This is a genomic window from Streptomyces solincola (assembly GCF_002982015.1).
Lineage (GTDB): Bacteria > Actinomycetota > Actinomycetes > Streptomycetales > Streptomycetaceae > Streptomyces > Streptomyces solincola.
The window spans coordinates 1-5,870 of the sequence record NZ_PVLV01000031.1; the positions used below are offsets into that span (position 1 = coordinate 1).

At 72.9% G+C, this 5,870-nt stretch carries 5 protein-coding genes; 3 read left to right on the forward strand and 2 right to left on the reverse strand.

Annotated elements, in window-relative coordinates:
- Positions 1 to 57: 57 nt before the first annotated feature.
- Together C6N75_RS02145 and C6N75_RS02150 are read right to left on the reverse strand one after the other, a co-directional pair.
- Positions 58 to 1,686 carry a bifunctional glycosyltransferase/class I SAM-dependent methyltransferase gene (locus tag C6N75_RS02145; protein ID WP_105867117.1) on the reverse strand — a complete coding sequence of 543 codons (1,629 nt, stop codon included), beginning with the start codon at positions 1,684 to 1,686 and terminating at the stop codon, positions 58 to 60.
- 8 nt (positions 1,687 to 1,694) lie between these two features.
- Positions 1,695 to 2,951 (reverse strand): glycosyltransferase family 39 protein, encoded by a 1,257-nt coding sequence (locus tag C6N75_RS02150; RefSeq protein WP_181160294.1) that lies wholly within the window; start codon positions 2,949 to 2,951, stop codon positions 1,695 to 1,697.
- 150 nt (positions 2,952 to 3,101) lie between these two features.
- Between C6N75_RS02150 and C6N75_RS02155 the strand changes: the two genes are divergently transcribed.
- The 3 genes from C6N75_RS02155 to rfbD form a co-directional block, all read left to right on the forward strand.
- Positions 3,102 to 4,169, forward strand: a complete 1,068-nt coding sequence (locus C6N75_RS02155) for a glucose-1-phosphate thymidylyltransferase (RefSeq protein WP_105867118.1) — start codon at positions 3,102 to 3,104, stop codon at positions 4,167 to 4,169.
- Positions 4,166 to 5,182, forward strand: coding sequence for a dTDP-glucose 4,6-dehydratase (rfbB, locus tag C6N75_RS02160; RefSeq protein WP_105867119.1), 1,017 nt, complete (start codon positions 4,166 to 4,168; stop codon positions 5,180 to 5,182). Before C6N75_RS02155 ends, rfbB begins: the two co-directional genes overlap by 4 nt.
- On the forward strand, positions 5,179 to 5,870 hold a 692-nt coding region (gene rfbD / locus C6N75_RS02165), incomplete at its 3' end, for a dTDP-4-dehydrorhamnose reductase (protein WP_105867120.1). The genes rfbB and rfbD, both read left to right, overlap by 4 nt.

Below are 5,870 nucleotides of genomic sequence, written 5' to 3' on the forward strand. Positions count from 1 at the left end.
AGATGTGTATAAGAGACAGGGCCGCGGGGGTCGCGCGGGGCCCCCACCAGGGCGTGCTCAGACGCCGACGGCCGGGGTCCCTTCCCGGTCCCTGGGCTGGTCCCCGGGGGTGTACTGGCGGTTGAGGACGTCCTGGACATCGATGTGCTCTCCAGCGATGAGCGTGCGGGCCGCGTGCGGGGTCAGCAGTGCGACGTACTGGTAGCCGAAGAGGGTCGGCCGGAGGCGGGTGAGCAGCCGGGAGGCCCCGCCGAGCGCGGTGGCCGCCGGGCCGCCGCCGAGCACCTGCCAGAAGGGCGCGCCGGTGGCGGCGAGCGACAGCACGTCGTAGCCGGCGGAGCGGACGGTGCGGCGCAGGCTGGCGCGGCTGAAGAAGCGCAGGTGGGTCTCGTCGAGGATGCCGCGCCGGTCGTAGTCGAACGCGCCTGCGGCGACCCGCAGCCGGGAGTACCAGTGGCCGAAGTTGGGGACGGAGAGCAGCACCCGGCCGTCCGGGCGCAGGACGCCGCGCAGTTCGGCGAGCAGCCGTTCGGGCCGTGACACGTGCTCGACGACGTCTCCGGCGACGACGTAGTCGTAGCCGCCGCCGACCGCCGCCGGCAGTCCGTCCTCCAGGTCGGCCAGGTGGAAGCCGCCGGAGCAGCGGGCCTGCACGCCTTCGACCTCGACGCAGTCGACGCCGGTGACGGTGTGGCCGAGGGCTTCGAGCCGCTCGGCGAACAGTCCGCCGGAGCAGCCGACGTCCAGCACCCGGCCGGGCGGCAGTCGCCTCAGCGCGGCGAGGATGGCGGCGTGCGAGGAGCCGTCGCCCTCCTTGAAGGCGTACGCGACGGGCTTGGGAATCCAGTCGCAGGTGCCGAAGCCCTTCTTCGCCAGCCGGTACTCGACCACGTCCTTGACGACGTCCTTGGCGTAGCGGAGCCCGTTGACGTAGCAGATCTCGTCGCCGTAGTAGGTGGGGATGGGGATCTCGCGGATGCGCATCCCGGCGTCGGCGAGCTGCACGATGATCTGGGTGTCGAAGTCGAAGTCGTCGGTGTTGCGGTCGATGGGCAGCCTGCTCAGCGCGTCCACGCGGTAGGCGCGGTAGCCGGAGTGGAACTCGGTGAGCTCGGACCCGAGCAGGCCGTTCTCCAGCTTGGTCAGCACGCGGTTGCCCAGCCACTTGTAGAGCGGCATGCCGCCCTTCAGGGCGTCGCCCGGCCGCATCATCCGCGACCCGAAAACGGCCTCGCACTCGCCGCGCACCAGGGGTTCGACCATCTGCGGCAGCATCTCGGGGGCGTACTGCCCGTCGCCGTGCAGCAGCACGACGATGTCCAGGCCGCGCTCGGCGGCAAGCCGGTAGCCGGCCTTCTGGTTGCCGCCGTAGCCGAGGTTCTTGGTGTGCCGCATGACGACGGTGGGCGGCATGCCGTCGAGCTGGGACCAGCGGGTGCCGGCGGTGAAGGTGGCGTCGCTGCTGGCGTCGTCGAGGATGAGGATCTCGGCGATGCGGGGGCGGAAGTCGGCCGGGATGCGGTCCAGGGTGCGTTCGAGGGTGGTCTCGGCGTTGTAGGCGACGACCAGGACGCCGATGCGCGGTTCGGCTCCGCCGGCCGCCGGGGCGTCGGTGCTGCTGCGGCTGCCCGGCACATGGCCGGCCGTCCCGGCCGCCTGGGCCGCTCCGGTGCGGGTGTCGGTCATGGTCTTCCTCACTCTCCGGTGGTGGTGGCGGCGGTGGGCCGGTCGGCGACGCTGGGCCGGTCGGCGGCGGCCGGTGGCGGGACGGCTCCCCGGGGCCCGGCCGGCGGCGGGCCGGTGCGCCGCGCCGCCCGGGCCTGCCGTACGGCGGGCAGCAGCGCGGAGGCGGCGGCGAGCGCGAGCACCACCCACCCCAGCGCCCCGAAGGCCATCTCGGCGCCGGTCCAGTGCACGGGCCGCTGCCCCGAGTAGACGGAGGCGGTCACGCCGCCGACGACGGCTCCGTAGGCCAGTCCCTGCCACAGCCCGATGACGAACAGCCCGGCGGCCGGCCAGGCCAGGTACTGCACTCCGGAGGCGGTGGAGAGGAGCAGCAGCAGCGCGAGGGTCACGGCGACGGCGTACGGGGCCCGGTCCGCGTCCCGCCACACCAGCCACACGCCCACCGCCATGATCGCGGCGACGATCAGCCAGTGGCCCTCGCCGCGCAGCAGTTGGACGTACGGCTCCGGCACCCCGCCCCAGCGCGCGAACCGCACCAGCCCCCAGAAGCTGAAGTTGCCGCCCGCGTACTCCAGCACGTTGGCCTTCAGCCCGCCGGGCACGAGCAGCAGCGGCGGCCCCCAGACGAGGGCGAAGAGCGCGCCGGCCCCGGTCGTGAACCGCACCAGGGCCGGCCGCCCGAGCCGCCAGGCCGCCGCGAACAGCAGCGGCACGGCGACCACCGGGATCAGCTTTACGCTGACGCACAGCGTGGCCGCGATCCCGGCCGCCACCGGCATCTTCCTGTCCACCAGCAGCCAGGCGGCGGCGAAGGCGAACATCACGGCCACCGAGTCGGTGTTGCCGTGGTAGCCGGAGGTGGCCACCAGCACCGGGCACAGCGCCGCGCCGAGCGCGCACAGCACGGCCGTCCGCAGGGAGCCCCTGCGGCGCACGATCGCGAACACCAGCAGCACCGTGACAAGGTCGGCCAGGCAGGCCGGGAAGCGGATCAACGGCCGCCAGGGGACGTGGAGCTGGGCCAGCTTCTCCATCACGAGCAGCATCCAGCTCGCCAGTGGCGGGTGGTTGTAGACCGGCAGCCAGGGGAGCGGCTCGGCGTAGACGCGCACCGGGTCGGTCCGGGCGATGGCCCGCGCGAAGCCCCAGAAGAAGCGCACGTCGGCGGGGCCCCGGGTGTGCGCGGCGAGCGCCATCTTGGCGATGAAGGCGGTCACCGCGACGCCGGTGACGAGGAGCCACGCCCGACGCTCAGGGCCGGACATAACTGACATTCGGCCATTCATGGTGCGAACGTAGCAATAACAACGGCATACCAACGGCACCACGCGGCAGCGTCCGGCGGCAGCACACCCGGACCCCGCCGGGGCCGATTAACACACTTACCTCTGATCGCATATGGGAGTGGCCAGGCAGTGAAAGCACTCGTACTCTCCGGCGGCGCGGGCACCCGGCTGCGCCCGATCACCCACACCTCCGCCAAGCAGCTCGTCCCGGTGGCCAACAAGCCGGTGCTCTTCTACGGCCTGGAGTCGATCGCCGCCGCCGGCATCCGCGAGGTCGGCATCATCGTCGGCGACACCGCCGCCGAGATCCGCGCCGCCGTCGGCGACGGCTCCCGCTTCGGCCTGGACGTCACCTACCTCCCCCAGGCCGCCCCCCTCGGCCTGGCCCACGCGGTCCTCATCGCCCGGGACTTCCTCGCCGACGACGACTTCGTGATGTACCTCGGCGACAACTTCGTCGTCGGCGGCATCACCGACCTGGTCGACGACTTCCGCGCCACCCGCCCCGACGCCCGCATCCTGCTCACCAAGGTCCCCGACCCGCGCGCCTTCGGCGTCGCCGAACTCGACGTCGAGGGCCGCGTCGTACGCCTGGAGGAGAAGCCCCCGTCCCCCCGCAGCGACCTCGCCCTCGTCGGCGTCTACCTCTTCACCCCGGCCGTCCACCAGGCCGTCCGCGCCATCACCCCCTCACTCCGGGGCGAGTTGGAGATCACCGACGCCCTCCAGTGGCTCATCGACCACCACCACCCCGTCACCTCCACCATCGTCTCCGGCTACTGGAAGGACACCGGGAACGTCGCCGACATGCTGGAGGTCAACCGCAGCGTGCTGGAGCTGCTGACCCCCGCCGACGAGGGCACGGTGGACGCCGCCACCGAGATCATCGGCCGGGTGCGCATCGGCCCCGGCGCGACCGTCCACGGCTCCCGGATCGTCGGCCCCGTCACCATCGGCGCCCGCACCACGATCACCAACTCCTATGTCGGCCCCTCCACCTCCATCGCCGAGGACTGCCGGATCACCGACAGCGAGATCGAGTACTCCATCGTGCTCAGCGGCTCCAGCGTGCACGGCGTGGGCCGCGTCGAGGCCTCGCTCATCGGGCGTAACGTCGAGATCACCCCCGCTCCCCCCATCCCCGCCGCACACCGCCTCGTGCTGGGCGACCACAGCAAGGTGCAGATCAGCTCATGACCCTTCCTGCGCAGCAGCCCCCCACCCGCGTCCTGGTCACCGGCGGCGCCGGCTTCATCGGCTCCCACTACGTCCGCACCCTCCTGGGCCCCACCGGCCCGGACCACGTCGCCGTCACCGTCCTGGACCGCCTCACCTACGCCGGCAACCGCGCCAACCTCGCCCCCGTGGCCGACCACCCCGCGCTGGCCTTCGTCCACGGCGACATCCGCGACGCCGACCTGGTCGACCACCTGGCCGCCGACCACGACGACGTCGTCCACTTCGCCGCCGAGTCCCACGTGGACCGCTCCATCACCGGCGCCGCCGAGTTCGTCCGCACCAACGTCCTGGGCACCCAGGTCCTCCTGGACGCCGCCCTGCGCCACCGCGTCCGCACCTTCGTCCACATCTCCACCGACGAGGTGTACGGCTCCATCCCCGCCGGCTCTTGGACCGAGTCCGAGCCCCTGGCCCCCAACTCCCCCTACGCCGCCTCGAAAGCCTCCGCCGACCTCCTCGCCCTCGCCTACCACCGCACCCACGGCCTGGACGTCCGCGTCACCCGCTGCTCCAACAACTACGGCCCCTACCAGTACCCCGAGAAGGTCATCCCCCTCTTCACCACCCGCCTCCTCACCGGCGGAGCCGTCCCCCTCTACGGCGACGGCTCCCACGTCCGCGACTGGCTGCACGTGGACGACCACGTCCGCGCGGTCGAAGCGGTACGCCTGCGCGGCCGGGCCGGCGAGGTCTACAACATCGGCGGCGGCACCGAACTGACCAACCGCGAACTCACCGCCCTCCTCCTCGAAGCCTGCGGCGCCGACTGGTCCCACGTCACCCACGTCGAGGACCGCAAGGGCCACGACCGCCGCTACTCCGTCGACTGGACCAAGATCCGCGACGAGCTGGACTACCGCCCCGGCACGGACTTCACCAAGGGCCTCGCCGAGACCGTCGCCTGGTACCGCCAGAACCGCGACTGGTGGGGCCCGCTGCTGCCCGGCACCAGGGTGGTGGCCGCCCGATGACGTACCTCGTCACCGGCGCGTCCGGCATGCTCGCGCGCGACCTCCTCGCCCTGCTGGGCGACGAGGCGGTGGGCCTGGACCGCCGGACCCTCGACGTCACCGACGCGTCGGCGGTACGCGCGGCGGTCGCCGCCCACCGCCCCGCCTTCGTCGTCAACTGCGCCGCCTGGACGGCCGTCGACGACGCCGAGACGCGCGAGCCCGAGGCGCTGGCGGTCAACGGCACGGCCGTACGCCATCTGGCCGCCGCCTGCGCCGAGTCCGACGCCGCCCTCGTCCACGTCTCGACGGACTACGTCTTCCCGGGCGACGCGACCCAGCCCTACTCCGAGGCGTCGGCCCCCGCCCCCCGCACCGCCTACGGCCGCACCAAGCTCGCCGGCGAGCGCGCCGTCCTCGCCCTGCTCCCCGAGCGCGGCTACGTCGTCCGCACCGCCTGGCTCTACGGGGCCGGCGGCCGCAACTTCGTCCGCACCATGCTCGACCTGGAGCGCACCCGCCCCACCGTGGACGTCGTCGCCGACCAGATCGGCCAGCCCACCTGGACCGCCGACCTGGCGCGGCAGTTGCTCGCCCTCACCCGCTCGGGCGCGCCCGGCGGCGTCTACCACGGCACGTCCTCGGGCCAGGCGAGCTGGTACGACCTCGCCCGCGAGGTGTTCCGCCTGGCCGGAGGACGTGCCGTGGT

Bases quoted from the DNA above. Each gene is read 5' to 3' on its own strand.
- C6N75_RS02145 (WP_105867117.1), bottom strand. From the start codon at position 1,686: ATGACCGACACCCGCACCGGAGCGGCCCAGGCGGCCGGGACGGCCGGC.
- rfbB (WP_105867119.1), top strand. From the start codon at position 4,166: ATGACCCTTCCTGCGCAGCAGCCCCCCACCCGCGTCCTGGTCACCGGC.
- C6N75_RS02150 (WP_181160294.1), bottom strand. From the start codon at position 2,951: ATGTCCGGCCCTGAGCGTCGGGCGTGGCTCCTCGTCACCGGCGTCGCG.